11 protein-coding genes are annotated in these 15,350 nt (G+C 37.2%); 3 read left to right on the top strand and 8 right to left on the bottom strand.

The window, feature by feature from the left end; genetic code table 11:
* The first annotated feature begins 103 nt into the window (after positions 1-103).
* Entirely contained in the window at positions 104-1,606 is a 1,503-nt protein-coding gene (locus K8089_RS08260; protein ID WP_237602805.1) for a hypothetical protein, read from the top strand.
* A 12-nt stretch (positions 1,607-1,618) separates the two neighbouring features.
* On the opposite strand, the gene K8089_RS08255 is transcribed toward K8089_RS08260, so the two are convergent.
* Positions 1,619-2,818: an aminotransferase class I/II-fold pyridoxal phosphate-dependent enzyme gene (locus K8089_RS08255; RefSeq protein ID WP_237602804.1), complete on the bottom strand. Its 1,200-nt coding sequence runs from the start codon at positions 2,816-2,818 to the stop codon at positions 1,619-1,621.
* Positions 2,819-2,994: 176 nt separating this feature from the next.
* Here K8089_RS08255 and lpdA point away from each other — a divergent pair, with 176 nt between their 5' ends.
* Complete coding sequence (gene lpdA / locus K8089_RS08250) at positions 2,995-4,398, top strand: dihydrolipoyl dehydrogenase (RefSeq protein WP_237602803.1); 1,404 nt, start codon at positions 2,995-2,997, stop codon at positions 4,396-4,398.
* Between the two features lie 67 nt (positions 4,399-4,465).
* Here the strand turns inward: lpdA and K8089_RS08245 are convergent, their stop codons facing one another.
* The 6 genes from K8089_RS08245 to K8089_RS08220 all read right to left on the bottom strand — a co-directional run bounded on the left by K8089_RS08245 (position 4,466) and on the right by K8089_RS08220 (position 12,256).
* Complete coding sequence (locus K8089_RS08245; RefSeq protein WP_237602802.1) at positions 4,466-7,969, bottom strand: TraB/GumN family protein; 3,504 nt, start codon at positions 7,967-7,969, stop codon at positions 4,466-4,468.
* A gap of 149 nt (positions 7,970-8,118) precedes the next feature.
* A complete protein-coding gene (locus K8089_RS08240) occupies positions 8,119-8,709 on the bottom strand; it encodes a superoxide dismutase family protein (protein ID WP_237602801.1) in 591 nt (196 codons plus the stop codon).
* Between the two features lie 80 nt (positions 8,710-8,789).
* Positions 8,790-9,536 carry an LVIVD repeat-containing protein gene (locus K8089_RS08235; protein WP_237602800.1) on the bottom strand — a complete coding sequence of 249 codons (747 nt, stop codon included), beginning with the start codon at positions 9,534-9,536 and terminating at the stop codon, positions 8,790-8,792.
* Complete coding sequence (locus tag K8089_RS08230) at positions 9,533-10,066, bottom strand: hypothetical protein (RefSeq protein WP_237602799.1); 534 nt, start codon at positions 10,064-10,066, stop codon at positions 9,533-9,535. Before K8089_RS08230 ends, K8089_RS08235 begins: the two co-directional genes overlap by 4 nt.
* Positions 10,067-10,127: 61 nt before the next feature.
* Positions 10,128-11,345 carry a bifunctional alpha/beta hydrolase/OsmC family protein gene (locus tag K8089_RS08225; RefSeq protein WP_237602798.1) on the bottom strand — a complete coding sequence of 406 codons (1,218 nt, stop codon included), beginning with the start codon at positions 11,343-11,345 and terminating at the stop codon, positions 10,128-10,130.
* On the bottom strand, positions 11,342-12,256 hold the full coding sequence (locus tag K8089_RS08220) for a diacylglycerol/lipid kinase family protein (RefSeq protein ID WP_237602797.1): 915 nt from the start codon (positions 12,254-12,256) through the stop codon (positions 11,342-11,344). The genes K8089_RS08225 and K8089_RS08220 overlap by 4 nt, the downstream gene beginning before the upstream one ends.
* Positions 12,257-12,321: 65 nt before the next feature.
* Here K8089_RS08220 and K8089_RS08215 point away from each other — a divergent pair, with 65 nt between their 5' ends.
* Positions 12,322-13,287 carry an App1 family protein gene (locus K8089_RS08215; protein ID WP_237602796.1) on the top strand — a complete coding sequence of 322 codons (966 nt, stop codon included), beginning with the start codon at positions 12,322-12,324 and terminating at the stop codon, positions 13,285-13,287.
* A 9-nt stretch (positions 13,288-13,296) separates the two neighbouring features.
* Here the strand turns inward: K8089_RS08215 and K8089_RS08210 are convergent, their stop codons facing one another.
* The gene (locus K8089_RS08210) at positions 13,297-15,237 is read right to left on the bottom strand and encodes a S9 family peptidase (protein ID WP_237602795.1); all 1,941 of its coding nucleotides are present in this window, start codon (positions 15,235-15,237) and stop codon (positions 13,297-13,299) included.
* Positions 15,238-15,350: the final 113 nt, after the last annotated feature.

The raw sequence follows: 15,350 nt of genomic DNA, 5'->3' as shown, positions 1-15,350 counted from the left end.
GTCAAAATGAGTTATACAACGACTTAAAATTGAGTAATCGATTAAACCTTTGGAATTAACATAAAACGGATATATGTTTACGGAGTTTTAAATATGCTCAAGTATGAAAACCATTTATATATCATTGTTTTTTATAACATTATCATTTTCAAATTTCGCACAGGTTGGTATTGGTACTACCAATCCAGACCCTTCCAGTGTGTTGGATATAACTTCTTCTGAGAAAGGGATGTTGCTTCCCAGAGTAAATTTAACTAGAACGACCAGCAGCTCCCCAATTAACTCACCCGCATCAAGCTTATTAGTTTATAATACGGCAACAACCAATGATGTTTCGCCTGGGTTTTACTATTGGACGGGAAGTTTATGGAGTCCAATAAAAAATAGTGGTAGTGGGAGTACAGAGGGATGGAGTTTAACAGGAAATAGTATTGCAAATAATAATTTTTTGGGAACAACTAATTATAACTCTCTAGAGTTTAAAGTAAACAATAAAAGTATGGGTAATTTGCATCCTCAAGGAGGGGTTAGTTTTGGCGAAAATGCTGTGGCTACCGCTAATAATTCTTTAGCATTGGGAAAATCGGCATCTGCAAGTCACGAGGCATTGGCTATTGGCTATAACGCTAATAGTAATGGAAACCAATCGGTTGCAATAGGATATGGTGCGGAATCAGCACACCAGGCTTTAGTTATTGGGTATAATGCTAATAATGATGGCAATCAATCGGTTGCAATAGGTTATGAATCGAAATCAGCATATCAAGCTTTGGCGATAGGATATCAAGCACAGAATAATGGAAATGAATCCGTTGCAATTGGTAGTGGAGCCCAGTCAAATTATAAAAATATTGCTATAGGTAATGATGCCAAAGCAAATGCCAATTATGCAATTGCACTGGGATCTGCTGCTATTGCTTCAAATCAAAACACTATTGTAATGGGAAATAATGCAAGCGCGAGTGCAAATGATGCCATAGCTATTGGTAATGGCGCAACTGCAACACAACAAAATAGTACAGCAATCGGCAATGGTTCTAACACAACTTCAAGTAATCAAATAGTTCTTGGTAGTTCTAGTAATACTCAGGTAAGATCATTTGGAAATTTAGTTGTAGGAGGGGCTAGTCCATATACGCTTCCTAATGTTAGAGGAACCGATAAACAAATTTTACAAACGGATGGGGCGGGTAATGTTACTTGGAAGAGAAATGCTGCTGATCCGATTTATGGTGAAATTTATAGAAACAGTAATACTTCTGTATCAAGTGGCGATGTAATAGGGTTCAACATATTAAGTCTATTTAAGGATGTCACCATTGATAATAGTAAAATTACAATTCTATATAAAGGGGTTTATCGGGTGACCTATACTGTTTCTGCGTCCGGTGGTAATAATCCATATTTTTATTTGAAAGATTTAACCGATGAAATATCAGGAAGTAGAACTTATATGGATTTTCAGGCTCAAATTCAACAAGCAACCGCTACTAGGTCAATATTTGTAGAATTTGATGTTAATGATGTCATATCAGTAGTTTCCGGAATTTCTACTACAATTTTATCAGGAAGTTCATTATCAGTTGAATTGGTAGAATTGAAATAACATAAAAAATATTTACAGTACACCAACCTCAACCATACACTCCCGCATCATCTGGTACGTGCGTGCAATATCATTATCCAACCCAATACTAAATCGAATCAATCCGTCGCTAAGTCCCATTTCTTTTTGCTCCTCTTCAGGAATTTCAGAAGAAGTAGAAGAACCTGGGGCGCTAAATAAGGTTTTGTAAAAGCCTAAACTCACCGCCAAATACCCAAGATTCCGCTCCTGCATCATTTCCATTAGTTCGTTGGCTTTGTCAATTCCGCCAACGTCCAGCGTAAGCATCCCACCGAAACCATATTCTTTGTTCATCATTTTTTTGAAAAGCTCGTGTCCATTGTGAGACTTCAATCCTGGGTAAACCGTTTTTAAACCATCGGCTTCAAACTTTTCGGCTAAATACAGAGCGTTTTCGCTGTGTTGTTTTATACGAATGTGAAGCGTTCGTAAATTTTTCAAAATAGAGGCTGCGCGCAAACTATCCATTGCTGGACCAAGCAGCATATTGGCGCCATCGTTTACGTTTCGCAAGGTATCGATAAACTCCTGTGTGCCGCAAGTTACGCCGCCCATAGTATCGCTGCTTCCGTTTATAAATTTTGTTAAGCTGTGCAAAACCACGTCAGCTCCCAATTTGGCAGGTGAAATACTTAACGGTGAAAAGGTATTGTCAACCAAAAGTTGAAGCTTGTGTTTTTTGGCAATTTTTGAAAGTGCTTCAATGTCTGCAATTTCCAAAAGTGGATTGCTAACGGCTTCGCAATACAGTATTTTCGTGTTTTTTGTAATGGCGGCTTCCACGGCATCGAGTTTTGTAATATCTACAAAAGAGGTTTCAATATTTAAACGCGGCGCAAAGTTTTTCAGAAAAGCATAGGTTCCGCCGTAAATGGTGCGACTGGAAACCACGTGATCGCCAGCTTTGCAGAGTTGCAAAATAGCGGGGGTAATGGCACCCATTCCGCTTGCGGCAACATTTGCGGTTTCGGTTCCTTCCATCGCGGCCAAAGCTTCGCCCAAATATAAATTGGAAGGCGTAGAGTGGCGCGAATACAAATAGCACCCTTCGGCATTGCCTTCAAAAGTATCGAACATTGTTTTTGCTGAAAGAAACGTATATGTTGAAGAATCTGAAATTGAAGGATTAACCCCTCCAAATTCGCCAAAATACTGTAAATCCTGAATTTTATCTGCTGGTTTAAATGCCATGGTCGTTTATTTAAAATGTCTCGCAAATTTGCGAAAATTAAAATGAGTGGTCAAATTATAACCCATTTCCTTTTAAAAGTTTTGCTTAAAATAATTGCCGAAACTTTATTGATTATAACTTTTACTATCTAAGCTTTAACTGTTAAATTTGCACTTCAATTTAAAAGAAACACTTTATGAGCACTTATGATGTAGCAATAATTGGTTCGGGCCCCGGTGGGTATGTAGCGGCAATCCGTTGCGCACAATTGGGTATGAAAACCGCGATCATTGAAAAATATAATGTCTTGGGCGGAACTTGCCTAAATGTGGGCTGTATTCCTAGTAAAGCATTGCTGGATTCGTCGCATCATTACGAAGAAGCCATAAAGCATTTTGAAGACCACGGTATTGAAATTCCCGGCGATATAAAAGTGAATTTCAAGAAAATGGTGGAACGCAAAGCTTCGGTTGTAGAACAGACTACCAAAGGAATTGAGTTTTTAATGAATAAAAACAAAATTGACGTTTTCACCGGAATGGGTGCTTTTAAAGACGCAACTCATATTGAAATTACCGGTGGTGAAAAAAATGAAACTATTGAAGCAAAAAATACAATTATTGCAACGGGTAGTAAGCCTTCTACACTTCCTTTTATAAAGTTAGATAAAGACAGGATTATTACTTCAACTGAAGCGTTGAGCTTAAAGGAAATTCCGAAACATTTGATTGTTATTGGCGGTGGCGTAATTGGCTTAGAATTAGGTCAAGTTTACCGTCGATTAGGGGCTGAGGTTTCCGTGGTGGAATATATGGATCGAATAATTCCAACAATGGATTCTGCCCAAAGCAAGGAATTAATGAAAGCTATGAAAAAACAAGGTGTAAAGTTTCACCTTTCGCATAAGGTTTCTGCAGTTTCTAAAAAGGGCAAAGAAATAACTGTTACAGCTACTGATAAAAAGGATAAAGAAGTAACTTTTAAAGGCGATTATTGCTTGGTTTCCGTTGGAAGAAAGCCCTATACCGATGGTTTAAAAGCTGAAAACGCCGGCGTGAAAATCACCGAACGCGGCATGATTGATGTGAACGATCAACTGCAAACAAACATTAAAAACATTTACGCCATTGGCGATGTAGTTCGCGGTGCAATGTTGGCACACAAAGCTTCGGAAGAAGGAGTTTTGGTTGCCGAAATAATCGCCGGACAAAAACCACATATCAATTATAACTTAATTCCAGGCGTGGTTTACACTTGGCCGGAAGTTGCTTCGGTAGGAAAAACTGAAGCGCAGCTTAAAGAAGCAAAAGTAGAATACAAATCGGGTCAATTTCCAATGCGTGCATTAGGACGAAGCCGTGCCAGTGGTGACATTGATGGTTTTGTGAAAATACTTTCAGACAAAAAAACCGATGAGGTTTTGGGCGTGCATATGGTAGGAGCAAGGGTAGCCGATGTAATTGCCGAGGCTGTAGTAGCGATGGAATATCGTGCTAGCGCCGAAGATATAGCCAGAATGAGCCACGCGCATCCAACTTATGCCGAAGCTGTAAAAGAAGCTGCGCTTGCGGCGACAGATAACAGAGCGTTGCACATCTAAAATTGCAATATTCAAATAAAAAAAGTCCCGCAGAAGTGGGACTTTTTTTAATTGTGTAAATCTGAAATTATTCAGTATCTAAATCTTTCTCCTTAATTTTTTCAGCTATAATTTTCGTGGCTTGGGTTTTCCAATCTTCTTCAATGGTTTCCGAAGAAATAAAAGCATCGGCCATTTGAAAATCTGAAAAGTCTATCGCTGTTTTCGAAACAATTCCGAGATACTTATCTGCATCGTCTTCAAAATAAGAAAATTCAAATACATAATATTCAGTACCGTCAACAGTTACTTCAGTTAAATAGTTGAAATATTGCGGATATCCCTCGTATTCGGCGCCCACCATATTGTAAAGTGATAGTTTTGCAAATTCTTGCGGCTCTAAATACACTTCGGGAATTAGATTGGTTTTTTCAGCTTTAATTAGGCTTTCCATCAATTCGAACCGCACATACATATCTTTAAAACTGGTTTTAAGAGTTTGTGGGTTAACTTCAATATTTAATTCTGTGGCCGCCATTAATGCTTGCGCTTGTAACCAATTATCATCTTTCACTTGTTCCGAAAGAAGGTTTAAGGTTTTTACAACTTCCTGCGGGACGGGGTTAAAACTTTTTGCAAATTCAATGTAACTATAAATAATACCTTCGGGAAGATATGGATTTTTTTTCCGAGAAATAGTATCTACATATTTTGCAACGTCTTGATACATAAATGAAAGTAGTTTGTTTTTTAACAGCGGCATTTTATGTGCGTAAACACTGTCATTAATAACATTATACGCGTACATTGAAGCCAACTCTGCTCTGTAATCGTCTATATCTACTAACTCGGCGAACCGAGCGTCGTTGGCAACAAACAACGGAATAGTGTCTAATAGCGTAGTCATAATATCGTAATTCTTGCCTGGAACGCGATTGAGTTTATGATTTTGCAAAAGGTTAAAATAGGTAGCTAATGCGTTACTATTTTTTAGTTTCGGAAGCTGCTCCAGAATTTCAATACGAGCTTCGTAACTACTTTTCTTGTTTTTATAAAACGTTTCGAAAGTATTTAACGTTTCAGGTTTTTCAAGTATGGCCATTGCATTAATAATATAATATTTTGCACCGTAGTATGTCGTGTCGTCCGGATAGCTATGTTTTAAATTCTTCTCTAAATATTTGTATTCTGAAGCGTCAAATTCGTAATAATTTAAAGCGCCTTTGGCTTCTGCGAACTTTATAGAGTCTTTAGATTTTAGGTTTTTAAAAATCAAATCTGCTTTTGAAGCTGTAAGGTTGAAATTTTTGGAGTTTTGCTTAATTTTTAAGGAGTTGAAAAATTTGTCAACGCGGGGCTTGTTAATTTCTTCATCGCCCAAATAGGTTAAAAGTAATAGGATGTTATCGTCATCCAATACTAATTTCATCCGTTGTTTTACGTTGGTGTTTGTGTTTTGCATTCTAATCTCGCGTGCGGGTTTTCCGGCCAAGGTGGTATTTACATTGCTGGTGATACTATCGCTGTAACCCGTAAAAAGCTCGATATAGTCCTGGTAAAAATCTTGAAGTGATTTTTTTCTATAATACGGTTTTAACTTTATGTGTTGCACCAAATAAGTGCCCGAAGTGGTTTCGTCCAAGGCGCTGTAATTTTTCACATAGCTGTACTCCGAATAAGCATCTTGGGGCTCTTCTTCTGTAACAATTTTGGGGCTTGGCGCTTTAAATGAATATTTATTTTGAATGTTTACAACGGTATCGAATGCAGCTTCGGTGAAGGGTAAAAATTCAAATGAGTTGAAAAACTCATTGTCTTCTGAAATTTTTTCACCTTCCTTAAAAGTTTGAGCCATTAACAAATAAGTTCGGTTTCCGCGTAGAAATAGCTTTGCGATGGTATGGTGTTTTCCCGAAAATAAAAGTTCATATTTTCTGCCTTCGCTTCCGTCCTTCATTATTTTTTCGGGCTCACGTAAGTAGGTGCCATTTTGTTGAAAATATTGGTCGAACTCTGCAAAGTATTCTTCTTTTTGGTCTAAATAATAACCAACAGGCTGATTGTTATAGCGAAACAGAAAGATGGAATTGTTAGCTTTGTCTTCTGCTGAAAAAATATTAATGATATAAGGCGAATCTTGATTACCATCTGGATTGTCTTTTATCTGACTTCTGTCTGTCACCTTTCCGGGAACGCGAATACTGTAAGCACCAATACTGTCTGTTTGTGTTTGCCAAACCGCTGGAGCAAATGAAGGTTCGAAAATTTTAATAGAATCAAAAAATGCGTTTGCGTACGCCGAAGTTATTTCGTCTAAAGTATTTTCGGTCATAAAAGTATATACAATTTTACCTTTCATAGCCACTTGCAACCGTACGTATTCTTTATCTTTTACAATTATAACTTCAGAAAATTCCACACCGTTCTTAACTACAGTTTTTCTACTCAATATAGAGTCTGAAGCAGATTTGGTCTGGCTGTTGATTATATTTCCAACAAAATCAAATCCATCTTTCAAAACTTGATTTCTTAAGTCTCCAATCATATACATAAAAGTACCACCGTAAATTAAATCGGTGCTTGTCATTGCATTTACAGATTCGTTAATGGCGATTGGTGTGGCTTTATTAGGCGTTAATACGCGGTAGCCGAGCGTTGCATCGCGATCTTCAACCCATCTGTCTATGTCTGGAACAATTTCGTATTGTTCTTCGCGGTCGCTAAAAGTGGCTTCTACCTTAGAAACTTGATATCCTGCATCGCGGAGCAATTGAATTAAACCTTGATCTCCAGGTAAATGTGCTGCGCCAACCGCAGCAAAAACTGTTTTGGATTTCATTATTTTTTCCAAGCTGTTGCGCATAACGTGGTTGCGTTTAGCCATAATAGAATCTGTAGCGCGACTATAACTCACATAGGCTAATATTTTTTCTAAATCGCCTTCATAGTACAACTGGGTTATTTTGTTAATTTGGTTTTCCGATTCGTGATGCGGGTCGTTTAAAATAGATAAAATGCTTTCTCGAAGCTCCATATCGGTTGGTGCTTCAAACATGGTCATTTGGTCTTCAACTTTTTCAAGCCCGGTTATTTCTTTTTTACTATTGTAAGCAATGCCGTATAGATAGGCGTCTAAAAAGGTACGGCGATCATCGGCTTTGCTTTCGTCTAGCGTTAACATGGATTTTATTAAACTTGGATTTTTTAATGGAAAACTATCTAAATCGATTTGTTTGACTTCAAAAAAACGATCTTTCAATTTCTGATATTCTTCTTTTGAAAGAATCTTTTTGTAAATATTTTCTGTTTCGGTGTTGTAATAATTTTCACTAAAACTTGTTACGGCGGAGTCTGGATGAATTTCTAAAGCAAACACTTCAGCTCTTTTTATTGCTGGAATTACCGAGTCACTAAATTTAAAGGCCCGCACATCTTTAAGGTGAAGCGTACCGAATAAGTACGATTTTTTGTTACTGTTTTTATGTTTAATTTCCCACAGCAATTCATAATTCTCGCGGTTTTGAGAATATAATGCGTTTAGCGTGAAGAATAGAAAAATATAAAGAAAATAGATTTGGGGTGAAGTATTCATAATGCGTTAAGCGTATATTGAGTGTAATTGCTTTCAATAATAATAAAATTAAAGTTCATTTTAATTATTTTGATGCTTCAAAATATGAAATAGCAAAAAAGCCACCCTTTATATTTAGGATGGCTTTTCTAAAAATATGTTACGAAATATTATTTAATAATTCCGCCACAAGCAACTCTTCCTCCAGCATCGCCAGTTGGTTGCGTTTTAAAATCGTCTTGTCCTTCGTGTACAATTACAGCTTTTCCAATTATATCTTTGGTTTCATCGCCACAGCCTATACACCATTGGTCTGTTAACATTGTAACCTTACCAGTACCGTCGTCGCCAACTTCAAAGTTACCTATGTCACCTTTATGGTAACCGTCAGCATCGCCCCATTTACCGTGTTTTGAATGAGTTGGGTTCCAGTGTCCGCCAGAAGAAGTAGCATCGGCAGCACTGCAATCGGCTTTTTCGTGTAAGTGAATTGCATGTGTTCCTGGTGTTAAGCCACTAAACTTAGCTTCTAAACTAACAACCCCATTTGCTTCACTGAAATAAACTTCACCTTGGGCAGTACTTTTGCTTTTTGGCTCCATTGTAACCGAAATACTTTTTGTTATTTCTGGTTCAGATTCTTTGTCTACTTGTATGGTATCGTTCATCGTATCCATATTTTCAGCATCTTTTTTTTCATTTTTGCACCCTACAAAAGCCAAAACGGCAAATAGGCCACAAACTAAACTAATTTTTTTCATGATTTATTTTTTGGTTTAATTTTAGTTTTATAATTAAAGGTACAATAGTTTTTGGGCGAGCACAATTATTTAAGACTATTTTAAAAGTTTATAACGCTCAATTCTGAAGTATCAGCAATGTTATTTTGATTGAGTTGATATTGATAAATTCCGTTTTGACCAATAGCAATCAGCAAATCGTGTTGAATAATTACATCAAAAGCAAGCCGGTTTATATTGTGGACCAATACCGAATTGGTGGGGTCTGAAATATCAAAAACCTTTATTTCATCGTCGCATACAATTAGATAATCACCGTACAGCCCCAAACCTTTTGGGTGGGTTAAATTCCGAACACTCAGAAGGGTAGGGTTTACAACATCGGTAATGTCATAAATCTCTAACTGGTTTAAAGTTGTACCGCAATTCAATTCAGACCAGAGCGTAACGAAAGCCATAGTGGCATTTGCCACAACGGGATCGCAGGAGGTAAAATGCTGCACATCGGCAAGATAACTTGGAAATTCTGGGTTGCTTACACTGTAAATAAACATGCCGTTTTGTGAACCTATATAAAGGTATTCTTTATAGTTAAAAAGAGTTTCAATTCTAAACCCAATGGGTACGTTGTTAACAAATACTGGATCTGCTGGGGTTGCAATATTATAAACGTTTAAACCATATTCATCTACGGTGTATAGGTAATCGCCCAACATTGCAAAACGCGCCAAAGAACCACCTTGTCCGTCGCCATTACTCATCATTTCGTTTGAAGAACTGTTGTTGCCATCTTGGCTACAAGCAATTGTAAGTGCTACAGTAAAAAATAAAAATACTACTTTTTTCATGGCGTGGTGGTTTTAGGAATCCAGTTTACAATTACATTGTTTGTAGGAATGCTTTGCGGATAAAACCCATCGGGCGATAGCATTATGGGGAATGTTTCTTTTATTCGTTTTGAAACTGTTAATCTATCCGTTTCCAAATTCACTTCAACAGCTATAAGATCTGTTGCCTGATTTATAAAGAAAACATTATCGCGTATAGCCAAATCTGTCGCTCCGGGCGATTCTATAAAATGAATGGGCAATGGATTGGCGGGATTTTCATTATTGAAAACGTGAAACCCTTCATTTTTTTCATTTATAAAAAGATACGTACCCACAACATATATTTTTCCCGCATTTATTACTGGTTTAATAGGAGAAAGTACCACACTGCTTTCAAAGGCAGGCCGCTCCATAAAAACGGGTTCGTATGCCGAAACGACCATGGAACCAGGAAAATCATCTATTTCATCGCAGTCGCCATTTCGGCAGCAACTTTGAAAAATTGCCATCGCAAATGCTATAAGTATTAACCGATATATTTGTTTCATAAACTGAAGTTTTAAGTATACTACAAGTTTACGAAATAGATTAATACCAATGAATAAGAATTTATAATTCTAACAAAGTAGTTATAATCTGTGTTTTAGAATGCAAAGTTTTATGAACGGGGCATCTATCGGCAATTTCCAGCAGTCTCGTTTTTTGTTCTTCGGAAAGATTTCCTTTTAAAGTTAATTTGCGTTTAAAGGTGTCTATTTTAGCCGAATCATCTTCGCAATGCTCACAATCTACCGCGTGATCTTTTGAATAATCTATGTGGCAGGTTACATTTTCTACTTCCCATTTCTTTCTTCTGGCATACATTTGTATTGTCATTACCGTACAAGCGGCGAGCCCAGCAGACAGTAACTCATAAGGGGAAGGGCCAAAATTGTTTCCGCCAAAAGTTTTGGGCTCATCTGCCAGCATATTATGATCGCCAAGTTTTAGTTGGGTGGTAAACATGGTATCGTTATCTAAACTTGCCGCAACTTTACTTTTGCTTTTTAATTCTTCTTTTGACGGAATGGAAACATAACGCGCCGCCCAGCCTGCAATTACCTGCCCTACATAGCTGGAATCTTCTTTTTTGCTCAAAAGGTGATCAACGCTATCTAACGAAATAAAGCTTTTAGGATGATGCGCAGCAATGTATAAATCTTCAGCATTTTTTATGCCCACGGTTTTGTCTTGTGGTGAATGCAATATTAATAGCGCTTTCCTAAAACTACCCACTATAGTTTTAAGCGATTTGTTTTCAAGATCGTCTAAAAATTGTTTTTTTATGGTGAAATCTACACCGCCTAAATTTACTTTCGCCTTTCCGTTTTTTGCAATTTCTTGTGCGCTATCTCTTAGTAAATTCCGCACATGCGAAGGATCGCTGGGCGAATTGATAACTGCCACAGCCTTAATAGACGGTATTTTATCGGCGGCAAATATGGCTGCAGCTCCGCCCAAAGAATGACCAATTATTAGCGTTGGCGCGATATAATTTTTAGTGAGAAAATTTGCAGCTTCAATTAAATCGTCAACATTTCCAGAGAAGTTAGTGTTTTCAAAATCGCCCTCGCTTTCACCCAAACCTGTAAAATCGAATCGCAAAACGGCAAAACCAGCGGCGGTGAGCGATCTGCTAATATTTTTTACGGCAATTAAATTTTTGGTGCACGTAAAACAGTGGGCAAAAATGGCGAAGTTATGCGGTTTTTGATCTAAGGGCAGTTCTAACCTACCCGCCAATTGTTCTTCATCTTTATTGGTAAATGATACTTTTTCAATATTCATAATTCGGTGTTGTTTTTGTGAAGTTTACAGAATTTTTCGGGCAATGCTATTTCTAATTGTTGATTTGAAACAAAAACCGATACCGCATCAACGTGGTCTAAAAACTCACCATCTATCTGAAATGGCACCTTCTTTTTGCTTCTAATTTTCGCTTTATGAGTTGAAATAACACGCACAAAGTCTGAATGCATTTGGGGTCTTTCTTGTATTGTTTTTACTATTTCAATTACATCTAGATTTTTAAAAATCAATATTTCAAATTTACCGTCGTTAATCTTGCCTTCTGGATTAATTGTGGCACCGGTTCCAAATTTGTTTGCGTTTGCAATTGCCAGTAAAATTCCGGTTTCTTCGGTGGTGCCTGCTTCGGTTTCAATTTCAAAATGAAAAGGATATTCAGAATTTATTAGCGTAGGTATAGTCTGTAAAAAGTAGCCAAACTTTCCTCGAACACTCGAATTTTCATAATTTTTAATCAATTCGGCGTTTATTCCTAAGTCGGCTATGTGCAGGCAAATGTTTTCATTGATAAACAAAACGTCTATTGCCAGGGTGCAATCTGAAAATGCAATCGCAATCTGTTCCGGAAGTGTTTGCGGCAAATCAAAATTTACTGCCATCCCATTTGCAGAGCCGGCGGGAATTATGCCTAAAATTATATCTTTTTCAAACACGCAGGCTGCGACTAACGAAATAGTTCCATCGCCACCCGCAACCAAAATGCGCTCGGGTTTTAATTCGTCAATTAACGAATCAATAGCTTCTTTATCTCCGGTTCCGGTAGTTTTATATAGATTTAAATTAATTTGCCTACGAGCTGCTTCACTTGTAACCGAATTTATAATAGTATCCTTTTCTGAATCGCCAGCAATAGGGTTTACAATTAATAAAATATAATTTTCTGATTTCATTAGTAAAGAATAATTTTAAAAATACCTATTTTGGAAATACTAAACCGTTAACAAAATCTCAATTAGTGAAACTAGATTTAAAACTTTATAGAGGCTATGCCAACGCTGAAGAACTTGTGGTTTTTGGGCACGTTTTTAAATCTTGGGCGCCAGATAAGTACCGTTTGGACCGCAAGGGAATTCGGCATGCGGTTTCGGTAATCCATATGTTTAGAATAAAACCGTTGGAAAATGTGGAAGTAAAATTGAAATTTAAAAACATTGAAATTACAACCAAAACCTTGGCCGATGGATATTTCAGGTTTACAATTCCATATTCCGAAAAGCTTGAAAGTGGCTGGCATCCGTATCAGGTTATTTGCAACTACTACGATTATGGCATTGTTGAAAATTCAGAAATACTGAAACCTTTTGAAAGCAAAGTTGGTGTAATTTCAGATATTGACGATACCTTTTTAGTTTCGCACAGCGGAAACTTCCTTAAAAAACTATATGTTCTACTTTTAAAAAACATCAACAAACGCAAGGTTTTTGAAGATGTTGTACCACACTACCAAGCCTTGAGCAGGGCGGGGCAGGAGAATGAAACTGCTTCAAATTCCTTCTTTTACGTTTCTAGTAGCGAATGGAATTTATATGAATTTATCGACTCGTTTGCACGACTTCACGAACTTCCCAAAGCGGTAATAAAGCTCAAAAAAATAAAAACGGGTATTTCAGATTTTCTTTTTACAGGAAGAGGAAGCCACGACCACAAGTTTGAAAAGATAAAAGACATCATTATGTTTTACCCAAAACTAAAGTACGTTTTACTAGGCGACGATTCGCAAAAGGATCCGTATTTATACGAACGTGTGGTGAAGATATTTCCCGAAAATATAAAGGCTATTTATATTCGGCAAACATCAAAAACAAAAAAAACGCATACTCAGAAAATTCTTAATAATATAGAATCTATGGATGTAGCAACCTGTTATTTCAGCAATAGCGAAAAGGCAATTCTCCATTCAGAAAAAATAGGTATACTTTAAAATACACAGCTATTTTACTTCAATTCGTTCGGCGGTTTTGGTGTCTAAACTGTTTTCACTTTCACCTTTTAAATACTTGTCTAAAAAGTTTAAAATGCGTTTGCCTGCTACTATTTCATTTTCTTTTTTTACAAAGCCGTGACCTTCATCTTCAAAAACAACGTATTCTACGGGAACGCCGTTCTTTTTAACGCCTTCCACAATTTCATCGGATTCAATTTTAAGCACTCTCGGGTCTTGGGCACCTTGCAAAACCATCAAAGGTTTGGTTACATTTTCAGTGTGAAATAAAGGTGAAATCTGCTTTAAACGAACAGAATCTGCCGTATTGGGATTGCCCATTTCCAAATAAAGCGCGTCTTTAAAAGAAGCCCACCATGGCGGAATGCTTTTTAAAGTACGTATCCAGTTTGTAACGCCAAAAATATTCACGCCAACCTCAAACTCCTCTGGGGCATAAGTAAGTGCCGCCATCGTCATATAACCACCGTACGAACCACCAATTATTCCTATCTTATCTTTATCAATATTTTCTTGACTTGACAACCAATCTTTTCCTGCAATGCAATCTTTTAAATCTTTGTCGCCGTGATTTTGGTCGTCCATTCTATAAAAACTTTTTCCGTAGCCACTGCTTCCGCGATTGTTTACGGCTAAAATAGCATAGCCGTGATTTACTAAATATTGAATTAATGAACTGTAATTTTGTCGAGATTGTCCGCCGGGGCCGCCGTGAACCCAAACTAATGCTGGAACTTTATTGTTTACGGTTGCTTGTTTTGGTTGGTAATATATTGCCGGAATTTCCAACCCGTCAAAAGATTTGTATCTAACCACCGTGGCCTCCACCAAATCGTTTGGATTAATTTCCGGGTTTAAAACATTGGTAAGCTTGTAATATTCTTGTGTTGCTAAATTGTAGGAGTAAGTATTGGTAGGCAGTTGCGAGCTTCCAACGGTTAATAATGCCATGGTCTCGTCGTTTGAAAATCTAGCCGCACTAATGGCTTGTCCATCAATCTCTGGGAAATTCAATTCATTGCCAGTAGCGACTTCAGTTACATACATTTTTGTTTTGGCGTCTTCATTGCTAAACAGCACCGAATACTTGCCGTTGTGCGTAAAATAAAAGGCGTTAATGTCCCAATCTTTTTCTAAAACTTTTTCTTTGGTACCGTCTTCAACGTTGTATTTCATTAAATAACTAAATTCAGAATTGTCGTCTGTTGTGTAGTAGAATGATTTCCCGTCGGGCGAAAAATCTTCGGGTGAATTTTTGCTGACAGTTTCGTTGATTTTCGTTTTTTTGTTAGTTTTCAGATTCAACAGAAACAAATCGCTGTCGTTTGTATTTATAGCTTTTGAAAGCAGCATGTAATTTTTATCGTCTGAAATTCCCCCGAAATCCATTGCTTCTTCATTTTTATAAATCAGTTTCGGTTTAAAAGTAACGATGTCCATTTCGTAAACATCCATTTGCTGCGGATTGCGCTCGTTGCTGTTATAATAGAAGCTTTTACCATCTTTTGCCCAGCCTTGAAATAGCGCACGCACATTTTTTTCGGGTGTCAATCTTTTAATTCCACTGCTGTCTTTTACAAAAATTTTATAAATTTCGTCACCATTTCCGTCCATTCTAAAAAGGATTCGGTCATCTTCAGGAAAATACGAAATACCGTAAACCGAAGCACTATCAGATTGGGTTACCGGTGTAAACTCGCCACCTTGTGCTGGAACGGTGTACATATTGTAAACTCCAGACCGGTTGCTGGTCATTAAAACCTTAGACTTATCTGGTGAAAATCCATTGGCCGAAGCATTTTCATTTCCCATAAACTGTTCAATAGAGTAAGTATTTACAGTTGCAACTTCCTTGGTTTCGTCTTTTGGCTTGTCTTTACACGCCACAAAGAGTACCAAAGCGGAAAAGATTAAACTGAAATTTTTCATAATGCTTAATTTTAATGGATATGTAGTTGATTTTCAAAACAAATCTAAGGAATTTTTGTTTTTCCCACATTAATTATTCTTTACTAAAGCGTATTTTAATTGGTAGGAGTTTA

Source organism: Aequorivita vitellina (genome assembly GCF_022008365.1).
Lineage (GTDB): Bacteria > Bacteroidota > Bacteroidia > Flavobacteriales > Flavobacteriaceae > Aequorivita > Aequorivita vitellina.
This window is presented reverse-complemented; position numbering and strand designations above follow the sequence as displayed.

Coding starts and splice junctions, on each gene's coding strand:
- K8089_RS08260 (WP_237602805.1), top strand. CDS start 104: ATGAAAACCATTTATATATCATTGTTTTTTATAACATTATCATTTTCA.
- K8089_RS08255 (WP_237602804.1), bottom strand. CDS start 2,818: ATGGCATTTAAACCAGCAGATAAAATTCAGGATTTACAGTATTTTGGC.
- lpdA (WP_237602803.1), top strand. CDS start 2,995: ATGAGCACTTATGATGTAGCAATAATTGGTTCGGGCCCCGGTGGGTAT.
- K8089_RS08245 (WP_237602802.1), bottom strand. CDS start 7,969: ATGAATACTTCACCCCAAATCTATTTTCTTTATATTTTTCTATTCTTC.
- K8089_RS08240 (WP_237602801.1), bottom strand. CDS start 8,709: ATGAAAAAAATTAGTTTAGTTTGTGGCCTATTTGCCGTTTTGGCTTTT.
- K8089_RS08235 (WP_237602800.1), bottom strand. CDS start 9,536: ATGAAAAAAGTAGTATTTTTATTTTTTACTGTAGCACTTACAATTGCT.
- K8089_RS08230 (WP_237602799.1), bottom strand. CDS start 10,066: ATGAAACAAATATATCGGTTAATACTTATAGCATTTGCGATGGCAATT.
- K8089_RS08225 (WP_237602798.1), bottom strand. CDS start 11,345: ATGAATATTGAAAAAGTATCATTTACCAATAAAGATGAAGAACAATTG.
- K8089_RS08220 (WP_237602797.1), bottom strand. CDS start 12,256: ATGAAATCAGAAAATTATATTTTATTAATTGTAAACCCTATTGCTGGC.
- K8089_RS08210 (WP_237602795.1), bottom strand. CDS start 15,237: ATGAAAAATTTCAGTTTAATCTTTTCCGCTTTGGTACTCTTTGTGGCG.